The sequence below is a fragment of the Streptococcus sp. HMSC36C04 genome, from assembly GCF_001839535.1.
Taxonomy (GTDB): Bacteria; Bacillota; Bacilli; order Lactobacillales; family Streptococcaceae; genus Streptococcus; species Streptococcus hominis.
Window position 1 is genome coordinate 19017 of record NZ_KV841606.1, and the last position, 20937, is coordinate 39953.

The following is a 20937-nucleotide window of genomic DNA, read 5'->3' on the forward strand; positions in this document are numbered from 1 at the left end:
AATCTAATCTATTATATCACTTTATAAATCGTTTGTGTAACATAAAATAGAAAAGCAACCTTTCGGCTGCTTCTACCTTATTTCTTTCCTTGTTTATAAAATTCTTTGAGGGCATCTTGCCAAGTTGGGATGACAAAGCCGGTTGCCTTAGCTTTAGCTAGGCTCATGGTAGAATTGAGCGGTCGCTTCGCTTTCGCTGGAAACTTACTAGAGTCTACTGGCAAAACTTCAACATCTGTATCTTTTAAGATTTCCACTGCAAAGTCATACCAAGTCGTATCTTCTGTGGCATCATTTGACAGATGATAATAGCCAAATTCTTTTTGATTTTCTGCTAAGTACGTCATAAATTCAGCCAACGTACGTGTCCAAGTTGGACGACCGTGTTGGTCATTCACAACAGTCAGGGTTTTATGTGTTTTCGCTAAATTTTGCATAGTGAAAACAAAGTTCTTTCCATAATTTCCAAAAACCCAAGCTGTGCGGATAATGTAGAAACGGCTAGAATATTTCTCAACCAATTCCTCTCCCATGCGCTTCGTGCGACCATATTCTGTCTGAGGGGCTGGTTGATCATCTACTTCCCATTCCTGCCCAACTGGCTTATCTCCAGCAAAAACATAGTCTGTAGAAATGTAAACAAGTGTTGCACCATGCTTTTCTGCTGCTTTAGCAACATTTTCAGTTCCTGTGACATTGATTGCATAATCCAGTTCTTTTCCTTCATCTTCTGCTGCGTCCACAGCTGTATAGGCAGCACAGTGATAGACGAGACTTGGCTTCACTTCTGCAAAAACCTTCTCTACCATTTCGGCATTTGTAATATCCATTTCTGCCACGTCAACTGCCACATACTCTTCATTGCGTTCATCTAAAAGATAACGAAGTTCTGTTCCAAGCTGTCCATTAGCTCCTGTAATTAAAATCATTTGAAATTCCTTTCTGAACAATAAACATTCAACAAATCCATTATATCAAAAAAAGCAGAAAAAATCTGCTTTCTACTCGCTCTTCTCTTTAACCACGTAAATTGGTCTTTTTTTGGTTTCCATGAAAATTTTTCCAATGTATTTACCAAGAATACCAATTGTCAACAACTGAAAACCACCTAGAAAAAGAATAATCGACACCATAGAAGGCCAGCCAGATGTTGGATCGCCAAAAATCAACGTACGAACAATGACAATCATGATAAGGAAGAATGCCAATAAACAGGCAGCAACACCTCCCAAAAAAGCTATTGTCAAAGGGGCATCTGAAAAGTTGATAATCCCTTCTAAAGAATAATTCAATAATTGCCAGAAACTCCAACTGGTTTTTCCTGCAACTCGTTCTACATTCTTATATTCCAAATATTCCGTTCTAAATCCAACCCATGCAAATATTCCCTTGGAAAAACGATTGTACTCAGAAACTTCTAAAATGGCATCTACCATTTGTCGGCGCATGAGACGAAAGTCACGCGCACCATCCACCATTTCAACTTGACTAATTTTATTGATTAATTGATAAAACATCTTAGCAAAAAAGCTACGAATTGGAGGTTCTCCATCACGCGTTGTCCGTCGTGTCCCCACACAATCCAAATCTGGATTCTTCTCCAGCATGGATTTCATTGTAAGTAAAAGTTCCGGAGGATCTTGCAAATCCGCATCCATGACAGTCACTAAATCACCAGTTGCATGTTTGAGACCCGCATACAGAGCTGCTTCTTTTCCAAAATTTCTCGAAAAAGAAAGATAACGAACACTATTATTTTTCTGATTGAGTTCTCGTAAAATAGCTAAGGTTCTATCTTTTGAGCCGTCATTGACAAAGATGTATTCAAAATGATCATTTAGCTGAAATTTAATTTTTTCCATTTCCGCATAAAACAACGGAAGCGACTCTTCCTCGTTAAAACAAGGAACGATGATTGAAATTGTCATTTTAGCCTCCTTATGTCGTTAAATATATTCTAACATAAAAATAAAAAGTTAGGAATAAAGCCTAACTTTAAAAGGACTATTTAAAAATAAATGATTTGCTAACTATTCACAAGCGACCCCATCTCCATCTCTATCCAATTTACTACTATAACCAGGCTGTCCACGATAAATAGGAGTTACACCGGCTCTTCGAGCAGCTTCACAATTTGGATACATTTCTGGATTAGCTATATTTCCTGAATTAGAAGACGATTGATGAGAGGTTGGAGCTCCTAACCCAATAGCATACCAACTAATACCTTCATAACGCCAACCAACGTTAGTTAAATGCACTTTTTCTGCTTCAGATAATGTGTAATGATGACTACCTGCTCTAGCATTTGGATTATAAAGTCTATACAATGGATACTGGCCAGAAGATTTCCAAGCCACTCCTTCATATCTCCATCCTGACTTAATCAGAAAATCTCTTTCATTAGCATTCAAAGTATAATGATGATCGCCAGCATTAGGATTGTACATTCTATATACATCTTGTCCTTGCAAAGGAGCAACCCAACCACTCCCCTCATAACGCCAGCCAACTCTTGAAAGCATTTCTTTTTCATTCCAATTAGCTGTATAAAAATGTTCGCCACTATTTGGATTATACAGACGGTACATTTCTAAGCCTTCATTGTCAGCGCTAGCCTTTTCAACTCCTAACAGTGTCATTAATATCAATAAAACAAAACCGCTTAGTGCTTTTTTCATTTTACATCACTCCTAACTTTAGCTATCAAATTTTAAGACCATAATATTGAAGTACTGTTAACACAACAGACATCATTATAAAGACCAATGCAATAAATAAAACAAAGGTATCTCTTTTCTCCTCTTCTTCTGAAGAGAGTGTAGGGTATATCGGCACAAATAGCTTAATACTATTAAACGTTAAACCTAAAAGTAAGATAACCCCAGTAAAATATCTACCTTGAACACCTTGAATAGCAATTTCATTAACTTTCCCCCACATTAAATAGGCTGTCATCAAAATGCCAAACGTAATTCCAACACCGACTAAAAAAGTTCCATATTTACTAATTTTAGGTAAAGGATTATATTGAGGTATCATAAATATGACACAACTGATAAATATTAAATAGAACCATAGTAAGTTTCCTAAACCATAGGTTAACCAGCCAAATGTAAACAGGGAAGGGATTTTATTTGGAATTAAATTCACCCACTCTTGCACAATCATTCTTGAAAATTCATTCATATGTCCTATTGTGTATTTAATCTTTTCAACTGGGTTTACATCAGAAGTTACCTGATTCATATTAATATTACTAGATAAACGCAACCAAAAGAAGCTTAAAATTCCTACTAGCAAAATGAGCCCAATAATAAATACATAAGTATACCGATCTGGTAATTTCTTTTTTGGTATAAATAATAACAATCCTATCAATAATACATATGGCAATTTCATGGTAGTCATTATTAAACATAATGTTGCAAATAATAGAATATCTAATAAAGAAACCTTATCTTTTTGAACATACTCACAAAACAAAGCAATAATCAAAAAGAGAAACCCGTTCACCATACCGTCTGTACTGAAAGAAGATGCTAAATATACACTCATTGGTAGCATCCCTAGACTTGCGAACAATAATTCTTTCCCCTTAGCTTTTTTTATAGCTAACCTAATTAACAACGCATAAGCCAAAAGATTACATAAACGCCCTAAAATGATTGAAGATAGAACACTTGATCCTAAAATCTTAGCGATTGTCAAGCCAAATACTTGGGGTAAATAAGGAATAAACGATGAAGCATTCGTTGCTAAAAATTTAGGATAACGTGCAGTTTGTGAAGAGGTCTTAACTTTATCTAACCCAGAATGTATCAACGGTTTTTTAAATACTTTTTCAGCTTCTACAGCATCCTTAGAAACTCTAAACTCTGAAGACTTTTTGGGAAGATAGAGGTGCGCTTCTGATATGTACAAAGCTCTTGAATAATGAGCAGTCTCATCAGGAACATCTAAAACAGGAGTTAAAATAACAAAAAGCCCCCCCGAAAAAAGAATACTCCAAAATACCTTATTATGCAATTTTCCAGGTAAACAAATAGTTATGCTAAATACCAAACCTGTTATAAACAATAAAGTCCTTGGAATGGTAGCCGTTGAACCACCTAAATAAAAATAAGTAAGGAATAACAGACCCCATAATCCAAATAAATATTTCCAGCGTTTTGTTATATTCAATACAAAAGAATAAAACCAGTCTTTTATATTGAACATAAACGACCAATTAATAGACTTCTTTATCACAATTACCCATTCTCCAATCTTTTTTAATAGAATATTAGCGTTTTTTTGCCAACAATAATAACCCAAACCACTCATTCTTCAATACTTTTAAAAACAATGGTACAACATAAGCTAGTTTAGAGTGAATATTTACTTTTTGTACACCTCGTTTGATATATTTATTCTTTTCCCAGTTTTTTCCAAAGTACCTATCCATAAAGAGGATAATATCTTTAAAATCTTGTTTCTTCACTTCTGGATATTTCAACAATCTATAGGTATGACCAACACATAGATGTTCCAAGGCCAAATATTGTAATTCTTCTTTATATTTATCAAAATCATCACCAAATAAAGCAAACAGATACTCTAAAGCATCATAGATATCAAAAATATTTGACTTGCTTGAATTCATGATTGAACCAGAAGTATCAACTGTATATCGGTATAAATATTTTTTTATATAAGAAATACTAGTGCATTTTGAAGTCATATAGGGCATTAAGGCAACATCTTCATAAATTTTCCCTTTTGGAAAATAATTGAAATCAAAAAAATGTGACTTATAAATTCTAGTCCAAGAAGCGTGTTTTGTTAGCATGAATAAACGAATATTATTATCTGAATCTTTACTATCATTAAAGAAAGGATTGACATTTAAATGTTTTATCAATTTCTCATCACTATCAATTAAATCAAAATCAAAATAAATAACATCATTTCCTTTTGCTAACAAAAACTCCGTTAAATAATTAGGATATATACAATCATCTGGATCAATAAAAGTGGTATATTCACTATCACAAACTTGATTTAATCCATAGTTTCTTGCATCTGACACTCCTCCATTTTCTTTTGAAAACAGTTCAATAAATGGATATTTTTCAACATATTCCTTAATAATCTCTTCCGAATGGTCTGTACTCCCGTCATTAACACAAATAACGCGGATCGCGCATTTCTCTAAATTGTCTTGATTGACAATACTATCTAAGCATCTTCTTAAATATTTTTCTGTATTATAAACGGGAATAATGACAGTTAAATCATATTTCATTCTTATTTCCTTTTTCTCCCAGCTACCATATAAATGCCAAAAATACCGACTAAATAAGCGGTCATAACAATCAGAAAGCTGAGTGCTGCACCTAACATACGATAATGATAAATAAATGGTTCTGTTACCAACTTAGTGATAACTAATAAAACGATATATAAACCTACTAATAAGTGTTGCTTTCGAACAATGGTTAGAATATTTTCAAAAACAATGGCTAAAGCATATAAAACTCCTGCAAAGATTAGAATTGCAAAAGGAAGAGTGTATTGTGATAACGCCACTCCAAATACCAAACTAAGAATTGGGGTGCCTATGAAGTAAGCCACTATCGTAACGGCTATCCCACCTATAAATAAATAGAGCAAGAGTTTTTTCACAATTAGAGAAAATTCTACATACTTTTCTCGATTCCACAAAATAGCCATTTGGGTTATTAGGGGTCTAACCATTAAAATGATGAGACTCATAAAAAAAACAGGCATAAAAAGAATGTTAAAATCACGTTGCATGCCAGTCTGCAAAACTCCTTGATTTAGGCCTTTTTCAATAATAATCTTAGGCTCGTTTAAAATATATAATAAAATAAATCCATTCACAAATAATGGCCAACAAGCCAAAAAAATATCTTTTATATCTTTTTTGTAATTGCTAGAGAAGAGTTCTTTCCATTGAATCGTTTCAAAATATTTAAGAAAACTGGTTTCATAAAAAATGATAACTAAGCCATTCCAAATGACTAAAGAAAATAAACCTACAATCACAGACTTCGAAAGCAAAATACTAAGAAACAGGGCAACTACACTAGTGGAATAACGGTAAAACATTGTTTTCCCAGCTATATCCATACGTTCTCTTTGTTGAAATAAGCCTTGAAATAAATCAGATACCGCATCCCACATACGATACAAAATCATTAAAAATGTCAGTAAAATCGTTTCAAAAGAATAACGGCCTTCTCCGACAATATATAAATAGGGATACAATGTGACCAACATCGCTAAAATTGTTATCAACCTAGTTTGAAAATATCCTATGAAAGAATGCTTTTGATTCACATCCGTTCCTTGATAATTTCTGACTTGGAAAAGTCCGATAACAATCCAAAGAGTCCCAATGGAATTCGCCAAGCTAAATTGGTCTGCTACTTTGGCAGAAGTTAATCTTGTTACAATCAGTAGATAAAGGACAGAAACTCCTGAAGCTGCTAAATTCCCCAGTAAATTCCAAAAATAAATCTCTTTAGCAGAAGGATTAGTTTTTATTTTCATCTTTCTCCCTCAGTGCGATTGTTTGAACTAAATTTTTAAATTTCGTATCTAATTTAGATAATCTAAGAGTGAGTTGGAATTGATTGATGAGCAATAAGAAAATGACAAATAAAAAGATAAAATTGACTGCTGATACAATTCCTAATGCACTTGCGATAGCTTCTGCTAGACCTGGGAAAATGCTAAATACTAATAAAATTAAAGAGAAAAATACCCAAAATATAGCATCGTTGATTTGAACTTGTGATTTTCGAATGCTACGTAAAATAAAGGCACAAGTCATAATAGAGACAAAAATCAATACAATTTGAAACCAAATAGTCATTTAATGTCTACCCTCTCTTTCTGAAATTCTGAATAATCAAGATAGATACAAACATGTGCGTCATATATTGAATAGAGCGAGAAAGTGTCAGATAACTCTCACCAGCTTGTCTCTCTTCCATTCGCACTTGGGCTTCTGCTACTTTCACACCATGACGAATTAGATATGAGACGGTATCTGGCTCAGGTCCATAATTGATATTGAGAGCAAATTCTTTGATAAGTCCTTCAGAAAACATCCGCATACCAGAGGTTGGATCGTTGATTGTCTTTCCTGTAGTTAATTTAATGGCTGCACTAATGAGAATATTCCCCATCATCCGCAAAGACGTTTCGCGCTTTTCCGTCACAAAACGAGATCCAATAACCATTTCATAGCCTTCGTTCATTTTTGCTTCTAAAACTGAGATATACTCAGGCAAATGTTGACCATCTGCGTCAAACTGCACTGCCTTTTTATAGCCTTGCTCATAAGCATATCTAAGTCCTGTTTGAAATGCGCCTGCCAATCCTAAATTGACCGGCAAATCCACAATATTATAACTGTTTGCATGGCAAATGGCTGATGTTCTATCTTTTGAACCGTCATTGATAATCACATAATCATATTGTGAATAATTCCTGATGATATTGTTGACAACATTCTCAATAGAGCCTTCTTCATTGTAGGCAGGTATAATAATCAATAAATCCGAAGATTTCACTTAATCTCATTCTCCTTCAAAATCATATAACCACATTATACTATATCCACGCGCCATTTTCTACTATTTCCATAAAAGAATCAAGAAATTTACTATAAAGACAAACCAAAATCACTCGTCATGCAAACGAGTGATTTTGTGCTAATGTCAAGAAAAGCTCCGCATAATTTCCTAAAAAGAGTTCCTCTGCACTATAAATTATCTGAGATTTGACAGGCAGAAAACCATTCTGAGATAAGTTTTCTTCCAATTCATCAAGATGAAAGCCATGATGATTTACGTCTGTTTTAACAAAATCTGCAATAAAAAGCTGTCCGTCCTCTACAAGATGATTTCTAAACATTGCTAGAGTCTTCTCAACATTTGGCATATGATGAAGAACACGACTAACCACGATGATATCAAATAATTGATTTAATGGGTTTGTCAACAAATCCTGCTGCAACAAATAAACATTATCAATGGCTTGCTTTTCCACTTTTAGGCGAGCTTGATCAAGCATTTTATCTGAAATATCAACAAGCGTGACTGACTTGGATTGAGCTGCCAATGGCAGAGTCACCAAGCCTGTACCACCGCCAAAATCCAAAATGCGCTTGTCAGAAAAATCTACTATTTGTTTTTCCACTTCCTGGCGAATGAGATCGGCAATAAATCTATTTTTGAGAGAATCGAATGATTCTGCCTTATGATTAAAATGATGTTCCATATTTTTAGTTTAACAGAAAGTAAATCATTCTTCCAGAAAAATGCTTAACTGGTTTTCTACTTTTTTAGTAAGCTTACTTTCAAGTCATTACGCAAAAACCTCAGAACAGTGAATTCTGGTCAACTTCCACAAGGCTGATTAGGTACTTCTTACGAGTTTGACTAGGAAACAAAATTAACCTTACCTCGCAAGCATTATTCGCAACTTCAACGCAATGTTTTGAACAATCAACTACTGTGCATCAAGCTTATTTCTATTTAAAAAGCGAGGCTGAGAAACTACTATCCCAGCCTCGTCTACTATTTGACATATTTTTTATTTAGTCATCAAATCCATTTGGGTGTTTGCTTTGCCAATGCCAAGCGTCTTGGCACATGCGTGTAATATCAAATTGTGCTTCCCAGCCTAATTCCTCTTTTGCTTTTGTAGAGTCGGCATAGCAAGTTGCAATGTCACCAGGGCGGCGGTCAACAATCTTGTAAGGAATTGGTTTTCCGACTGCTTTTTCCATATTTTGGATAATTTCTAAAACAGAGTATCCTTTACCGGTACCAAGGTTATAGATATTTAGACCAGCAGTTCCTTCAATTTTTTGCAGAGCAGCCACATGTCCTTTTGCTAAATCTACCACGTGAATATAGTCACGAACACCGGTACCGTCAACTGTTGGATAGTCATTGCCAAATACTTGCACTTCTTTTAATTTTCCAACAGCAACCTGCGTCACATATGGCAAGAGATTATTTGGAATGCCATTTGGATTTTCACCCAAATCACCACTTTCATGAGCACCAATTGGATTAAAATACCGAAGCAAGACAACATTCCAGTTTGCATCAGCTTTGTAAATATCCGTCAGCATTTCTTCAATCATCAGTTTTGTACGTCCGTAAGGATTGGTGACTGACAGAGGAAAATCTTCTAAAATTGGAACGGTATGAGGATCGCCATAGACAGTTGCAGAAGAGCTGAAAATGATATTTTTGCAATTGACTTCTTCCATGACGCGTAGCAATGTCAACGTTCCTGTAATGTTGTTTTCGTAATAAGTCAGCGGAATTTGTGTTGATTCACCGACTGCTTTCAACGCCGCAAAATGAATCACGCCTGTTGGTTGTTCTGCTTTAAAGATTTCAAGTAAGACCTTCTTATCACGAATGTCCACTTGATAAAATGGAATTTTTTGACCAACAATTCGTTCTACAACTTCTACACTTTTTTTACTGCTGTTCACTAAATTATCGACAATAACAACTTCGTGTCCAGCATTGACTAACTCAATAACGGTATGCGTTCCGATAAATCCGGCTCCACCTGTTACTAAAATTTTATGTTTCATGATTCTCCTTTTAAGACAAAACTTCAATAGTTACTTTTTATTTTAATACTTTTTGAGTCTTGGCATAGTTGGCTTCGACAGCTTCCTTTTCAGCTTTCCACCAATCTTGGTGATCTGTGTACCACTTGATTGTTTCTTTCAATCCAGCCTCAAAGTTGGTAAATTCTGGTTTCCAGCCTAGTTCATTACGCAACTTGCTAGCGTCAATAGCATAGCGCAGGTCGTGACCCGCACGGTCTGTTACATGGTCGTAAGCGTCAGCTGGTTGTCCCATTTCTTTAAGAATGAGTTCTAGCACTTCTTTGTTATTCTTCTCACCATCTGCACCAATTAGGTAGGTTTCACCGATTTTCCCTTTTGTGAGAATGGTCCAAACCCCTGATGAATGGTCATTAGTATGAATCCAGTCACGAACATTCTTTCCTTCACCATAAAGTTTTGGACGAATGCCTGAAAGGATATTGGTAATTTGGCGCGGAATAAATTTTTCGATGTGTTGATATGGTCCATAGTTATTTGAACAATTAGAAATAGTTGCCTTGACACCGAAAGAGCGTACCCAAGCTTTGACAATCAAGTCAGAAGCTGCCTTGGTTGACGAATAAGGTGAACTTGGATTGTACTTCGTTTCTGGTGTGAATTTTTCACCCAGTCCTTCACCGTGACCTGGAAGATCTTCACGAAGAGGAAGGTCTCCGTAAACTTCGTCAGTCGACACATGGTGGAAACGAATGTCGTATTTACGAGCTGCTTCAAGAAGCGTATAAGTTCCAACAAAGTTCGTATCGATAAATGGACGAGGATCATTTAGCGAATTGTCATTATGGCTTTCTGCCGCATAGTGAACAATTGCATCCGCATTCTTAGCTACTTGATCAACAATTGCTGCATCTGCAATATCTCCAACGACTAACTCCACTCGGTCGCCTAGAATTTCTTCAATGTTGGCACGATTACCAGCATAAGTTAGCTTATCCAGAACTGTGATATGCACATCTGGAAAGTTATTGTACACATAGTGAACAAAGTTAGAACCGATAAAGCCAGCACCACCTGTCACTACAATATTTTTATATTCAGTCATGAAAAGATTTTCTCCTATTTTCTGAGGGTATTATAACATATCTTTGGTCAAAGGTTTAACATCCTTAAGCATTGGATGATTCTTATCTGCTTCAGAGACTTCTGCCTGGTCAAGACTTTCCCATTCAATCCCAAGAGCAGGGTCAGCATAGTTGACAAAGGCATACTTAGGTTTTAATTCCAATGCCCAGTAGTCATTGACCAAATAGCTATAAGAAACCGTATCTGACAATACTTGAAAGCCATTTGCTACACCGCGAGGAACGAAAATCCCTTTGCTGGCATCAATAACCGTTTGGTAGGTATTTCCGAATGTTTCCCCTTCACGCAAATCAACCCAAGAACCGAGAACTTTTCCGCCATCTGCGACAGAAATGTACTTGTCCCAAGGTTCTGCATGGAGTCCACGGAGCACATTTTTGCGGGAAAAGCTGACATTGTTTTGAAGCTTACCTTCTGCAAAAAAGCTTTCTGGAAAACCAATGGGCACCATTTTTTCTTTTTGAAAGTTTTCCTTGAACCAGCCACGATTGTCTCCATGTACTGGAATATCAAATTCCAGCATGCCAGGAATGGCTTCAATCTTACGAGCTGCTAATTTTTTTTCAAAAAATTGTTCAGACATGTTTTATTCTTCTCCAATCAAGCGCAATAAGTAATGACCGTATTCGTTCTTTTTAAGTGATTGTGCCAAATCATGCACTTGTTCTTTGGTAATATAACCCATACGGTAAGCAATTTCTTCTAAGTTTGCTACTTGCACATTTTGCATACGTTGAACGGTTTCAATGTATTGAGCAGCTTCTAACAAGCTCTCATGTGTACCAGTGTCCAACCAAGCAAAACCACGTCCCATAAGCTCAACAGACAAATCGCCGCGGTCTAAGTAAGCCTTATTGACATCAGTGATTTCCAGCTCTCCACGTGGACTAGGCTTGATATTTTTAGCAATTTCTACTACGTCATTGTCATAGAAATAAAGTCCTGTAACTGCATAGTTAGAACGTGGTTGTTCTGGTTTTTCTTCAATAGAGATTGCATTCATATTGTCATCAAATTCAACCACACCAAAACGTTCTGGATCTTTCACTTGGTAACCAAAAACAGTCGCTCCTTTTTCCTTCGAAGCAGCCTTTTGAAGCATTTTGCTAAGGCCTGGTCCATGATAAATATTATCACCTAAAATCAAAGCCACATGGTCATCACCGATAAAGTCGGCACCAATAATAAAGGCTTGAGCCAAACCATCTGGACTTGGTTGCTCAGCGTAAGAAAGTTTGATGCCAAACTCCGAGCCATCACCCAACAAATCCTCAAAGCGAGGAAGATCTGTTGGTGTTGAGATAATCAAGATATCCTTGATACCAGCCAGCATGAGGGTTGATAGCGGATAATAAATCATGGGTTTATCATAAACCGGCATGAGTTGTTTAGATGCAGCTCTAGTCAAAGGATACAAACGTGTACCAGAGCCGCCTGCAAGAATAATACCTTTCATAATGAGTTTCCTCTCTTAATGTATTCTCTTTATTTTACCATTTTTGAAAGCGGATGTCACTTTTTACTTAAAAACTAAAATTTAAAAGCACACTCCTGTAAGAGTTTCTTAGATTTACATTTAACCTAAAATCATTGCTAACTCAGTCATACAATATCGTCTTGGTTTCTTTGATGCAATGGTTCTCTTCATCCCAATAGTGAATCCGCTCAAAGGAGCCTTTTCGCCAGTACAAAGGAAGCCTATCTCTGATGTCGTCCTGCATGAATAACGATTCCAATTCATCAATTGACCACCATTTGGGCTGACCTTCCCGTGATTCCGTTAGCAGTTTCCCTTCAAAATCCTCACAGAGAAAATCATAATAGACATAACGCTCTGCTTTTGCTGGATTGGTAAAACCTGAAATACCTTTAAGCTGTAATTTCAAAGCCGTCAATCCCGTTTCCTCTTTCAACTCACGAGCTGCTGCTTCAAAAAAGGATTCTGGAAACTCAACTTTTCCACCTGGCTGAATCCAACCTTTAAAATCATCATGCTGTCGATTGAGCAAAAGAACTTGATTCTCTTTTTTCACACAAACATTGACCCAATTTAAAATATTCTCTGTCATCTACTTCTCTTTCTTAATGTAGATTTCAATGGGATAATCCGCTGGATTTAAACTACCGTTTTTTCCCTGAATTATCTGAACTAAATGATATCCGATGAGCGGACCTGTCGTCAAACCAGAAGAGCCTAAGCCACTAGCTGCAAATACCTGCGGAAGATTTAGCACCTGACCAAAGAAAGGAGAAAAATCACTAGTATAGGCTCGAATTCCGACCCGTTCGTTCACCACTTTCGCCTGAGATAACCTAGGAAAATAGTAGAGAGCTTCCTGTTCCATTTTATCTAACATGACCTGATCTACTTTAAGGTCATAGCCCATTTCATTTTCGTGTGTAGCTCCCATACTGATTTTGCCATTTTGAAAAGGAATAATATCTAGCTCTCCTTCTGGCATAACAACTGGATAATCATCTGTCACCAGAGCAGTCTGATAATCTCGCAACTGCCCTTTTTGTGGACGAATATCCACTTGATAACCTAATGGACTCAAAAACTCGGGCAACCAAGCTCCTGTTGCCAATATAACTTGGTCAAAACAACAACTATCAACCCAGAAAGCCCCATCTCGAATGTCCAAACTTACTTTCTTTTGAATTACTTCTGCACCGCTAGCCGTAAGCAAAGTCTGAGTCAATAATGAGCCTTCCACGCGTGCTCCTCCAGAAGCATAGAGCAGCCGGTCAAAACCTTTAAGATTTGGAAAGTACTCTGCTGCTTCCGCCCGTGAAAGTAGCCGCAAGTCGCCAATGAGCGGTGACTCTTTTCGCCGTTGGTCTGCCAAGTCATAGAGTGCCTCCAAGCTCTCCTCTTTTTTCTTCAGCAAAAAGACGCCAGTCTGCTGATAAAACTCCGTTGCAAAACCGTCCTTCTGTAAATCAGCTATCAAATCCAGATAAAAATCTGCTCCCAGTCGCGCCATACGATACCATGCTTTATTGCGCCGCTTAGAAAACCACGGACTGATAATACCAGCTGCTGCTTTGGTTGCCTGACCTATTCCATGGTCAAAAACTGTTACCTGATAAACAGGATTTTTTGATAGATAATAGGCAGCAGTTGATCCAACAATCCCCGCTCCGATAATCGCTACTTTTTTCATACAATTTCCTACTTAGATATGTTTAAAAGGATTTGTAGAAACTTGACTGGCTAAAAATTCAACTTCCCAACCCTCTTCTACTTTCCAGTCTTGAAACTTTTCAACCAATTTTTTTACAAAGAACACTTCTATATGGTGACCCGGATCCAAAGCTAGAAGCCCCTCGCTCAGCATATCCTGTGCTGTATGGTAGTAAATATCACCTGTAATATAAAGCTGAGCGCCCTTTGCTAAAGCCTCCTTGTAAAAGGACTGACCACTGCCACCACAGATTGCCACTTTCTCAATCATTCGCTCCAGATCCACAGCCGAATAAGTCACCAAACGCAGACTATCCAGACCAAAAGTTTCCTTAACCTTGCCTGCAAAGTCTCCAAAAGTCTGAGGTGCAATCTTGCCAATACGACCAATGCCGTGTCCAGGAACCGTTTCGCTAAGATAATCCGTATCAGTGATTTCTAGTAGATCACAGAACCAGTCATTGAGACCGTCATCCACAATATCAATATTGGTATGGCTGACATAGACTGCAGTATCGTGCTTAATCAGATCGATGTAAATCTGATTCTGAGGTCGGTCTGCCACTAAATCCTTAATAGGTCGAAAGATCGGTGCGTGCTTAACCAAAATCAAATCTACATCTTTTTCAATCGCCTCTGCAACTGTCTGCTCGCGGATATCCAAAGCTACCAGTACTCGCTTAACTTCCTTATTCAGAGTTCCAATTTGCAGTCCGCAGACATCTCCCGTCATGGACAGATTCTTAGGACAGTATGCTTCATAACGGTTAATAAAATCACTTGCCAGCATGCAGTACCTCCTTGATTTGCTTGATTCTTTGGGACATAGCAGAGCGTTCCGTTAGATTTTTCTCGGGGATTTTAGCCAAAGCTTTTTCCAGCTTGTCTACTTCTCGCTGCCATTTATCTAGAAAAACAGCTGATTGCTCCCTCATTAGATAAGGTCCGAAGCGTTCTTGTTTAGCATTCAACACTTGATGCCCCTGTTCAGCTATCATTATCTCGTAAAATTTCCCATTTTCTTCCACAATAGCTTCCTCAATAATTTGAAAATTATGACCACATAACCACCTGCGAAGTTCATCTTCCCGATTGTTAGGCTGAAGAATCAGGCGCTTAACAGATGCCAATTTTGCACTGTCATTGTCTAAAATATCTGCTATCAATCCTCCTCCCATTCCTGCAATAACGATAACATCAATCTGATCTTCTGCATCAAAAGCTGCCAAACCATTTGCCAAGCGAACATCAATTTTATCGGACATCTGATTATCTGCTACATTCGTCACCGCAGACTGATAAGGTCCCTCAACAACTTCACTAGCAATAGCCGAGGAAGTTCTTCCCTGCTGAATTAGATAAATCGGTAAATAAGCGTGGTCACTTCCTACATCCAAGATTTTGGCATCCTGTGGTACAAAACCAGCTACTTTTCTCAAACGTTTTGAGATATTCTTTACTTGCATGATAACTCATTTCTAAAATAATCGTTTCACTTAGTATATCATTTTTAAGGAACTAAAAAAAGAGTCTATTCCAAGGGAACAAACTCCGACATCTTAATCTCGCCACAAATCCATAGCCTTCAAAAAATCATCTGAGACAGTGATATTTTGCGGATTTGCCGCTTCACGTTCTTCTCGCTTCGCTTCTACCTGTGCTACTGTTGTAATGCCTTCACGGCGCCAATTCCGTAAAATAGCTTGGATGTATCTCCAGTTTGCCTTTCCATTAAAAACAGCTTCACGAAGAGCAGCAGTAACAAGTTCAGGATTGATCTTGTCATCTTGAATCGTTTTTGTTAAATCTTCAATTTCAAACGGTGTCAAGAGGCGACCTAATTCTTGCTGGAAAGTCTCGACCAAGTCTTTTAAAACATTTTGAGAAACAGTTTGCGCAACGCTTGAGCGACTTTCTACAATTTCATCTAATCGTTCAAGCGCTGGCAGCGCATCAAAAACTGCTTCAATTTCACCATTGAGTGCAATTGTTTTATACTGCAACAATCCTTTTTCTGTCAAATTTGACATAGAGCGATTGACCTCTGCAACGGATTTCCCGATACTTTCTGCAATCTGAACAGGAGAAATCTCTTCTAGCGACGTTGTATTTTGCAAATAGAAAAATTGCCAGACCAAAAAGTCATCACTATTATCAAATATTTCATGAAAATAAAAAAGAAGCTCAGTTGGCAATACTAAATTGCCCGTCTTATACGCTGATAAATAAGTCATAACACCTCTTATAAATAAGCAAACAAGGAAGCGTCATTTGCTGCATTTGCTGCATTTGCCCAGTCAAATGGCGTTTCTTGATAAACAGCATAATTAATCCAATTGTTGAAAAACAGCGCCGCAGCCAGATTCCATCGTAAACAGGGGACTGAAGTAACATCATCATTTTTGAAATAATTTTCTGGAATATGCGGATTCAGCCCTGCGTCTACATCACGCAAATATTCTTTTGCCAAGGTCTCGCGGTCATATTCCAAATGACCAAAGCTATACACTTCGCGAAGATCACGACTTGCCACAACGGAGACACCAACCTCTTCTCCACAAGCTAAAATTTCCAAATTACTCTTGTTTAAAATATCCTCTTTGCGAACTTCTGTATAACGCGAATGAGGAGCTGCGTATTCATCATCAAAACCACGAAACAGCAAATTTGGTTTTTCTGATATGGATTGACTATAAATACCGGACAACTTGCGCTTCATCTGGTGTTTGGCAATGCCATAACGAGCATAAAGAGCTGCTTGCGCTCCCCAACAAATATGCAACGTTGAGTAAACATGCGATTTGGACCAGTCAATAACTTGTCGAAATTCTTCCCAATAATCTACTGCTTCAAAAGGCAAATGCTCGACTGGCGCTCCAGTGACAATCAAACCGTCAAAATAACGACCTTTGATCTCATCAAAAGTCTTATAAAAGGTCTCCATATAGTCCGCACGTGTCGTTTTGAAGGTATGAGAAGTCATATAAAGAAATTCAATCCGAAGTTGCAATGGCGTATTTGCTAAATGACGCAACAACTGCGTTTCTGTTACTGTTTTTTGCGGCATTAAATTCAAAATCAAGATATTCAGAGGACGAATATCTTGGTGTTCTGCACGCTCATCATCCATAACAAAGATATTCTCAGATCTTAAAATGTCAACAGCTGGTAATTTCTTATCAATTTTAATAGGCATGAAAATATCTCCTTTTACTTTCTGCTTTTATTATACTGAAAGGAGATATAGTTTTCAATTATACTTTTTCTACAACAAGATATAGCTTTTACTTATACCTTAATAATGCATGAGAACTTTGTAATCGTAGTTACCAATAGCTTCGCGTCCCTTCAATTCATCCAATTCAATAAGGAAAGCGCAACCTGCAACGATACCACCTAAACGTTCAACCATTTCAATTGTTGCTTTAACCGTTCCTCCCGTTGCAAGAAGGTCATCAACAATCAGTACACGCTGTCCAGGCTTGATAGAGTCTGCGTGCATTGTTAAGGTATCTACACCATACTCTTTTTCATAACTAGCTGAGATAACCTCACGAGGCAATTTCCCAGGCTTACGTACTGGAGCAAAACCAACTCCAAGCTCATAAGCTACCGGACATCCAACAATAAATCCACGCGCTTCTGGACCGACAATCATATCAATTTTCTTGTCCGTAGCATATTGGACAATTTCACGAATAGCATAGCTGTAGGCATTCCCATCTGCCATTAATGGGCTAATGTCACGAAATAAAATCCCTTCTTGTGGGTAATTTTCAATGGTTGCAATATAATCTTTTAAATCCATAACTGTCTTTCTATCAAAAAGTTTTTACTCTCTATTATATCATGTTTTTTAGGAAATGGGGCAGAAAACATACTTGCTTTCAAAAAATAGTCACAGCACAGTCATTCTCGTCTTTTGCTATTTTAAAATAATACTTGCAACAATTGGACTGACAATCACATACATAATCCCTGTCACCCCAATAGCTAGACCAGCCATAGCTCCTGCAACTTGTCCGTATTTAAAGGCTGTCCCTGTCCCAACAGCATGTCCCGTTCCTCCAAGAGCTAAGCCTACTGCAACAGGATCTTTGATTTTTAAGATTTTTAAAACAGTCGGACCGATCACACTTGTCAAGATTCCCGTTGCAACTACAACTACCAACGTCACTGTCGTCAGCCCTTGCATTTTATCTGTAATTCCAACCGCCATAGCTGTTGTTACTGATTTGGGAAAGAGTGAAATTGCTAAGAAAAAATCCATTCCAAAAGCCTTGGCGACCAAGGCCGTAAAACTAGTATTCACTACCACCGCTATAAAAGTACCAATCAAAATGCTTCTGGCATGGTGTTTCATGAGATGAAATGTTTTATACAAAGGAATTCCCAGTGCAACCGTTGACGGCACAATGAGATTATTCAAATACGCCCCGCCTACGTAGTAATTCTTGTAAGAAATTCCTGTCAATTTTAAAAATACAATGACAAATATGGTGGCTAGAAGTAAAGGGGTTGTCAAAGGATGCGGAAATCTGCGAAAAATCAACATTCCTACCAGATAAGCAAAGATTGATAAAGCCAAACCAAATAAAGGATTGCCCCACAAATTAGACATTTCTTGTTTCTCCTTCTCCGTAATCTCCTTCAAAGCGATTTTTGATAAAATGAACAACCACAGCAATGACAACCACATTGATCACAATCGCTCCAACAATAATCAAAACAATCGGCAGCAGATAAGGCGCAATGACATGAAATTTATCCATAATTCCGACCGCTGGCGGCAAAAATAGAATCGTCATATTGGCTAATAAAAAATTTCCCACCATACTCACATGCCGCAATCTGAAAATTTTAAATTGCAAAGCCAAAAAAAGAAGAATAAGCCCAATAATACTCCCCGGAATAGGCAAATGAAAAAGATAGGAAATCCCTTCTCCTATCAAAGAAATTGAAAAAATAATCATCAATTGTACGTATAATTTCACGAGAAACCTCCAAACTTTCTAGTTACAGTCTACTACTTTTCAGAAAAATTTCAATATTTTTCAAAAAATAAATGAGTGAATCCGTTCTCTTCACTCATTTTATCTTCTAGTAAAAAAAACGCCACTAACGAGCGTTTTGTAACAAAACGGAAGACATGGGATTCGAACCCACGCACGCTTTCACACGCCTACTGCGTTTCCAACACAGCCTCTTAAGCCTCTTGAGTAATCTTCCATATTTAACAATGGAGCCGGTGGGAATTGAACCCACGTCCAAACACCTGCCAACACATTTGTCTACAACCATAGGTTATGTATTGGATTTAACTTCGCTTTGACACATAACTCAAGCCCAAGCCAAGCGAGTCTATCAGTCTCTTATCAAGCCCCTAGACAAGGCTTAATCGTATCTCGCTATTATTAAGACCGGTCATCGAACACGAGCGATCCGAATCTGGTCACGCTGGCTGTTTTTTAGGCAGCTAAAGCGTAAGAATTATTATTTTTTGCAGTTATATTTAACTGGCGCTTTACATCCGCTCGATGAGTCGCAAAATGTGCCTCATAATGCCTGTCGAATCCGTAACGACCCCAAGACATAAAAATATTATACCATATTTTTTAATAATATTTCAATTTTTAAGTCCATTGTTTTTTAAATCTACTTTTTTACAGGAACTTTTATGCTATACTAAAAAGGAATCTGTTTGAAAGGATTGTTATCACATTATGGTATTGCATCTTATTTGGCTTCTTCCTACTCTTCTTTTTCTTGTCTTGTTTTATATAGAGCCAAGGCGACTCTTCAATGCGTATTTGCTTAGTATCGTTTTAATTTTATTCGCCGCTATCGTTTCTGGTTTGTTTGTGATTCATATGGAACAACTTGTCAATAGAAATCTGGCAATGCTTTCTTTGCTCATCTTAGCACTTTTCATTCCTTTGAGTGTTATAATTTCAACCATTTATCTCATTTTTAATGGCAGACAGATGATGACCTTTGAAGGCAGGCGTTTAGCAAACCTTCTCTCCCTCTTTTATGGACTCGCTATTGCTCTTTCCCTAGCGCTTACTTTTTTCTTTCCTCATTTTATCTTTCTTCATAAAATCCTATCTCTTACAAATGGACTTCTAATTTATGGTAGCTATCTTTATGTGACCTATATCCTTTACGGTTTTGTTTATAATGTATTGCCCGTCATAAAACATCCAGACTACATCATCATCTTAGGGTCTGGTTTGATAGGAGACAAGGTTCCACCTCTTCTCGCTCAACGACTCGAAAAGGGGAAGACGATGTATGAAAAATTTCATAACCATCCCAAAATTGTCGTTTCTGGAGGACAAGGTGTCGATGAACCAATAACCGAAGCAGAAGCAATGGCGCAATATTTAAGGCAAGTAGGTATTCCACAAGAAGATATTATAATTGAACGGCAGTCAACCAATACCTTAGAAAATTTGCGTTTTAGCAAAGCAATTTTGGATGAGACACGTGAGAAAAATTATCGTTGTCTAGTTGTCACCAATTCTTTCCACTCCTTGCGAGCGGGTATTTACATGCGAAAGATTGGTTTGAAAGGACGTAGTATAGGTTCCCGAACAGCACCTTATTTTCTACCATCATCTTGGATACGTGAAACGCTTGGACTGATCGTGCTTTATTGGAAATGGCACGCTATTTTTCTTGGATTGTATTTCATTGTTTGGCTTACTAACCTCTTTCGATAAGGCGTAATTTTACTTAACGGAATGAACAATTCGTAGAAAACGATTGAAGCTGTCGACCGAGGCGACAAAGTAAACTGAAACTGGTTCAGACCGTCGACCAGGACGACGAAGTAAACTGAAACTCATTCGCCTCGTCCGCTCGGCTGACACTATAAACCCAAACTCATTCACTTCGTCCGCCCAGCTGACACAATAAACCAAAACTAATCCACCCCATCCGCTCGGCTGACAGTATAAATCAAAACTAATCCACCCCATCCGCTCGG

At 37.5% G+C, this 20937-nt stretch carries 23 protein-coding genes, 1 tRNA gene and 1 other RNA gene; 1 reads left to right on the forward strand and 24 read right to left on the reverse strand.

Annotated features, from left to right (window positions below):
* Positions 1 to 77: 77 nt before the first annotated feature.
* From rfbD to ssrA, 24 genes are all read right to left on the reverse strand, one after another.
* The gene (rfbD, locus tag HMPREF3249_RS08220) at positions 78 to 929 is read right to left on the reverse strand and encodes a dTDP-4-dehydrorhamnose reductase (RefSeq protein ID WP_070867565.1); all 852 of its coding nucleotides are present in this window, start codon (positions 927 to 929) and stop codon (positions 78 to 80) included.
* Positions 930 to 1001: 72 nt separating this feature from the next.
* A complete protein-coding gene (locus HMPREF3249_RS08225) occupies positions 1002 to 1928 on the reverse strand; it encodes a glycosyltransferase family 2 protein (RefSeq protein ID WP_070867566.1) in 927 nt (308 codons plus the stop codon).
* Between the two features lie 102 nt (positions 1929 to 2030).
* Complete coding sequence (locus HMPREF3249_RS08230) at positions 2031 to 2681, reverse strand: excalibur calcium-binding domain-containing protein (protein ID WP_049533017.1); 651 nt, start codon at positions 2679 to 2681, stop codon at positions 2031 to 2033.
* A gap of 25 nt (positions 2682 to 2706) precedes the next feature.
* On the reverse strand, positions 2707 to 4221 hold the full coding sequence (locus HMPREF3249_RS08235; RefSeq protein ID WP_229311906.1) for a DUF2142 domain-containing protein: 1515 nt from the start codon (positions 4219 to 4221) through the stop codon (positions 2707 to 2709).
* A 64-nt stretch (positions 4222 to 4285) separates the two neighbouring features.
* Entirely contained in the window at positions 4286 to 5287 is a 1002-nt protein-coding gene (locus HMPREF3249_RS08240) for a glycosyltransferase family 2 protein (protein ID WP_059220593.1), read from the reverse strand.
* A 2-nt stretch (positions 5288 to 5289) separates the two neighbouring features.
* Positions 5290 to 6558 carry a lipopolysaccharide biosynthesis protein gene (locus tag HMPREF3249_RS08245; protein ID WP_059220591.1) on the reverse strand — a complete coding sequence of 423 codons (1269 nt, stop codon included), beginning with the start codon at positions 6556 to 6558 and terminating at the stop codon, positions 5290 to 5292.
* Entirely contained in the window at positions 6542 to 6883 is a 342-nt protein-coding gene (locus HMPREF3249_RS08250) for a DUF2304 domain-containing protein (protein ID WP_003037340.1), read from the reverse strand. Before HMPREF3249_RS08250 ends, HMPREF3249_RS08245 begins: the two co-directional genes overlap by 17 nt.
* Positions 6884 to 6890: 7 nt before the next feature.
* Complete coding sequence (locus tag HMPREF3249_RS08255; RefSeq protein ID WP_003030449.1) at positions 6891 to 7586, reverse strand: glycosyltransferase family 2 protein; 696 nt, start codon at positions 7584 to 7586, stop codon at positions 6891 to 6893.
* A gap of 118 nt (positions 7587 to 7704) precedes the next feature.
* Positions 7705 to 8295, reverse strand: a complete 591-nt coding sequence (locus HMPREF3249_RS08260) for a class I SAM-dependent DNA methyltransferase (protein WP_049508102.1) — start codon at positions 8293 to 8295, stop codon at positions 7705 to 7707.
* Between the two features lie 319 nt (positions 8296 to 8614).
* Entirely contained in the window at positions 8615 to 9634 is a 1020-nt protein-coding gene (gene galE, locus HMPREF3249_RS08265; RefSeq protein ID WP_049508100.1) for a UDP-glucose 4-epimerase GalE, read from the reverse strand.
* A gap of 37 nt (positions 9635 to 9671) precedes the next feature.
* Positions 9672 to 10718: a dTDP-glucose 4,6-dehydratase gene (gene rfbB / locus HMPREF3249_RS08270; protein WP_059220589.1), complete on the reverse strand. Its 1047-nt coding sequence runs from the start codon at positions 10716 to 10718 to the stop codon at positions 9672 to 9674.
* Positions 10719 to 10748: 30 nt separating this feature from the next.
* Entirely contained in the window at positions 10749 to 11342 is a 594-nt protein-coding gene (locus HMPREF3249_RS08275) for a dTDP-4-dehydrorhamnose 3,5-epimerase family protein (RefSeq protein ID WP_059220587.1), read from the reverse strand.
* A 3-nt stretch (positions 11343 to 11345) separates the two neighbouring features.
* A complete protein-coding gene (rfbA, locus tag HMPREF3249_RS08280) occupies positions 11346 to 12215 on the reverse strand; it encodes a glucose-1-phosphate thymidylyltransferase RfbA (protein WP_003025214.1) in 870 nt (289 codons plus the stop codon).
* 142 nt (positions 12216 to 12357) lie between these two features.
* Entirely contained in the window at positions 12358 to 12828 is a 471-nt protein-coding gene (locus HMPREF3249_RS08285) for an 8-oxo-dGTP diphosphatase (RefSeq protein ID WP_049533012.1), read from the reverse strand.
* Positions 12829 to 13926 carry an NAD(P)/FAD-dependent oxidoreductase gene (locus HMPREF3249_RS08290; RefSeq protein WP_059220585.1) on the reverse strand — a complete coding sequence of 366 codons (1098 nt, stop codon included), beginning with the start codon at positions 13924 to 13926 and terminating at the stop codon, positions 12829 to 12831.
* Between the two features lie 12 nt (positions 13927 to 13938).
* Positions 13939 to 14736: a Nif3-like dinuclear metal center hexameric protein gene (locus HMPREF3249_RS08295; protein ID WP_049533010.1), complete on the reverse strand. Its 798-nt coding sequence runs from the start codon at positions 14734 to 14736 to the stop codon at positions 13939 to 13941.
* Positions 14723 to 15412 carry a tRNA (adenine(22)-N(1))-methyltransferase gene (locus tag HMPREF3249_RS08300; protein ID WP_049533009.1) on the reverse strand — a complete coding sequence of 230 codons (690 nt, stop codon included), beginning with the start codon at positions 15410 to 15412 and terminating at the stop codon, positions 14723 to 14725. Before HMPREF3249_RS08300 ends, HMPREF3249_RS08295 begins: the two co-directional genes overlap by 14 nt.
* Before the next feature lie 93 nt (positions 15413 to 15505).
* The gene (locus HMPREF3249_RS08305; RefSeq protein ID WP_049533008.1) at positions 15506 to 16180 is read right to left on the reverse strand and encodes a DnaD domain-containing protein; all 675 of its coding nucleotides are present in this window, start codon (positions 16178 to 16180) and stop codon (positions 15506 to 15508) included.
* Positions 16181 to 16188: 8 nt separating this feature from the next.
* Positions 16189 to 17142 (reverse strand): homoserine O-acetyltransferase MetA, encoded by a 954-nt coding sequence (gene metA, locus HMPREF3249_RS08310; protein ID WP_049533007.1) that lies wholly within the window; start codon positions 17140 to 17142, stop codon positions 16189 to 16191.
* A gap of 99 nt (positions 17143 to 17241) precedes the next feature.
* Positions 17242 to 17754 (reverse strand): adenine phosphoribosyltransferase, encoded by a 513-nt coding sequence (locus HMPREF3249_RS08315; protein ID WP_003025236.1) that lies wholly within the window; start codon positions 17752 to 17754, stop codon positions 17242 to 17244.
* 117 nt (positions 17755 to 17871) lie between these two features.
* Positions 17872 to 18567: an LrgB family protein gene (locus HMPREF3249_RS08320; RefSeq protein WP_049516752.1), complete on the reverse strand. Its 696-nt coding sequence runs from the start codon at positions 18565 to 18567 to the stop codon at positions 17872 to 17874.
* Positions 18560 to 18940, reverse strand: a complete 381-nt coding sequence (locus tag HMPREF3249_RS08325; RefSeq protein WP_003037448.1) for a CidA/LrgA family protein — start codon at positions 18938 to 18940, stop codon at positions 18560 to 18562. The genes HMPREF3249_RS08320 and HMPREF3249_RS08325 overlap by 8 nt, the downstream gene beginning before the upstream one ends.
* A gap of 147 nt (positions 18941 to 19087) precedes the next feature.
* A tRNA-Ser gene (locus tag HMPREF3249_RS08330) sits at positions 19088 to 19175 on the reverse strand.
* Between the two features lie 8 nt (positions 19176 to 19183).
* Positions 19184 to 19533, reverse strand: a transfer-messenger RNA (tmRNA) gene (ssrA, locus tag HMPREF3249_RS08335).
* 136 nt (positions 19534 to 19669) lie between these two features.
* Here ssrA and HMPREF3249_RS08340 point away from each other — a divergent pair.
* Positions 19670 to 20671, forward strand: a complete 1002-nt coding sequence (locus HMPREF3249_RS08340) for a YdcF family protein (protein WP_003027727.1) — start codon at positions 19670 to 19672, stop codon at positions 20669 to 20671.
* The last annotated feature ends 266 nt before the right edge of the window (positions 20672 to 20937 follow it).

Coding starts and splice junctions, on each gene's coding strand:
- rfbD (WP_070867565.1), bottom strand. CDS start 929: ATGATTTTAATTACAGGAGCTAATGGACAGCTTGGAACAGAACTTCGT.
- HMPREF3249_RS08225 (WP_070867566.1), bottom strand. CDS start 1,928: ATGACAATTTCAATCATCGTTCCTTGTTTTAACGAGGAAGAGTCGCTT.
- HMPREF3249_RS08230 (WP_049533017.1), bottom strand. CDS start 2,681: ATGAAAAAAGCACTAAGCGGTTTTGTTTTATTGATATTAATGACACTG.
- HMPREF3249_RS08235 (WP_229311906.1), bottom strand. CDS start 4,221: ATGTTCAATATAAAAGACTGGTTTTATTCTTTTGTATTGAATATAACA.
- HMPREF3249_RS08240 (WP_059220593.1), bottom strand. CDS start 5,287: ATGAAATATGATTTAACTGTCATTATTCCCGTTTATAATACAGAAAAA.
- HMPREF3249_RS08245 (WP_059220591.1), bottom strand. CDS start 6,558: ATGAAAATAAAAACTAATCCTTCTGCTAAAGAGATTTATTTTTGGAAT.
- HMPREF3249_RS08250 (WP_003037340.1), bottom strand. CDS start 6,883: ATGACTATTTGGTTTCAAATTGTATTGATTTTTGTCTCTATTATGACT.
- HMPREF3249_RS08260 (WP_049508102.1), bottom strand. CDS start 8,295: ATGGAACATCATTTTAATCATAAGGCAGAATCATTCGATTCTCTCAAA.
- galE (WP_049508100.1), bottom strand. CDS start 9,634: ATGAAACATAAAATTTTAGTAACAGGTGGAGCCGGATTTATCGGAACG.
- rfbB (WP_059220589.1), bottom strand. CDS start 10,718: ATGACTGAATATAAAAATATTGTAGTGACAGGTGGTGCTGGCTTTATC.
- HMPREF3249_RS08275 (WP_059220587.1), bottom strand. CDS start 11,342: ATGTCTGAACAATTTTTTGAAAAAAAATTAGCAGCTCGTAAGATTGAA.
- rfbA (WP_003025214.1), bottom strand. CDS start 12,215: ATGAAAGGTATTATTCTTGCAGGCGGCTCTGGTACACGTTTGTATCCT.
- HMPREF3249_RS08285 (WP_049533012.1), bottom strand. CDS start 12,828: ATGACAGAGAATATTTTAAATTGGGTCAATGTTTGTGTGAAAAAAGAG.
- HMPREF3249_RS08290 (WP_059220585.1), bottom strand. CDS start 13,926: ATGAAAAAAGTAGCGATTATCGGAGCGGGGATTGTTGGATCAACTGCT.
- HMPREF3249_RS08295 (WP_049533010.1), bottom strand. CDS start 14,736: ATGCTGGCAAGTGATTTTATTAACCGTTATGAAGCATACTGTCCTAAG.
- HMPREF3249_RS08300 (WP_049533009.1), bottom strand. CDS start 15,412: ATGCAAGTAAAGAATATCTCAAAACGTTTGAGAAAAGTAGCTGGTTTT.
- HMPREF3249_RS08305 (WP_049533008.1), bottom strand. CDS start 16,180: ATGACTTATTTATCAGCGTATAAGACGGGCAATTTAGTATTGCCAACT.
- metA (WP_049533007.1), bottom strand. CDS start 17,142: ATGCCTATTAAAATTGATAAGAAATTACCAGCTGTTGACATTTTAAGA.
- HMPREF3249_RS08315 (WP_003025236.1), bottom strand. CDS start 17,754: ATGGATTTAAAAGATTATATTGCAACCATTGAAAATTACCCACAAGAA.
- HMPREF3249_RS08320 (WP_049516752.1), bottom strand. CDS start 18,567: ATGTCTAATTTGTGGGGCAATCCTTTATTTGGTTTGGCTTTATCAATC.
- HMPREF3249_RS08340 (WP_003027727.1), top strand. CDS start 19,670: ATGGTATTGCATCTTATTTGGCTTCTTCCTACTCTTCTTTTTCTTGTC.